The organism is Vibrio sp. 10N.286.52.C3 (assembly GCF_041468865.1).
Classification (GTDB): domain Bacteria; phylum Pseudomonadota; class Gammaproteobacteria; order Enterobacterales; family Vibrionaceae; genus Vibrio; species Vibrio crassostreae_C.
The window spans coordinates 1-668 of the sequence record NZ_JBFRJM010000135.1 but is presented as its reverse complement, the minus strand read 5'-3'; the positions used below and the strand labels follow the sequence as shown (position 1 = coordinate 668).

Below are 668 nucleotides of genomic sequence, written 5' to 3'. Positions count from 1 at the left end.
CAGTTACTGGCGCTTCAAAGTTCCTTGACGCTAAATGTGCATCGCTTTCTTTAGAGATGAACTCATTGTCTGCACCTGTAAGCGCCGATCCCATGTCATTATCTGAGCTCGCAGTAAGGTCACTATTCGACTGACTAGAGCCAGTAGAAGCCAACATTTCATTACGGGCGCTCGGCAATTCCTTTGTCCCGTTAGCTATCTGAATAGCTTCATCTGAGTTAATTTCTCCACTTTGAACCGCATTGAACACTTCAATGCCTTCATCAGCAGTAAGTTGGCCACTAGCAATAGCCTCCATCACAATCTCTTTATCTCCATCAGCCATACCACTGAACTGTGAAGACTCCAATAATGCTAGGTCCATTGAACCGCTTCCGGTAACAGAAGGCGAACTTGAATCAGTGTCGTTGAGTGATGCTAGTTTGGTCTGATTCCCCATTTTGTAATCATTTTGAGAGTCCTCACTAGTTCCCGTGCCTTGATTACCGTTATTGGAGTCAGTGGATGCATTCACCAATTGGGTCTGATTTGTTCCCGTCTCCTTCTCTGAAGTATTAGGGCGTTGTGTATTTGCAACAGCATCAGTTGCCTTTTGAGTAGGAGCACTTGCCACTTGAGTTGCTGGCGCTACTGTACCCGTTTGAGCCGCCGACTGTGGTGCTGAACTT

General features: G+C 46.3%; 1 protein-coding gene. It reads right to left on the bottom strand.

What is annotated here, in order from left to right:
* Positions 1–668 (bottom strand): hypothetical protein (locus AB4138_RS23765; protein ID WP_372307961.1); only part of this gene is annotated, 668 nt, incomplete at both ends.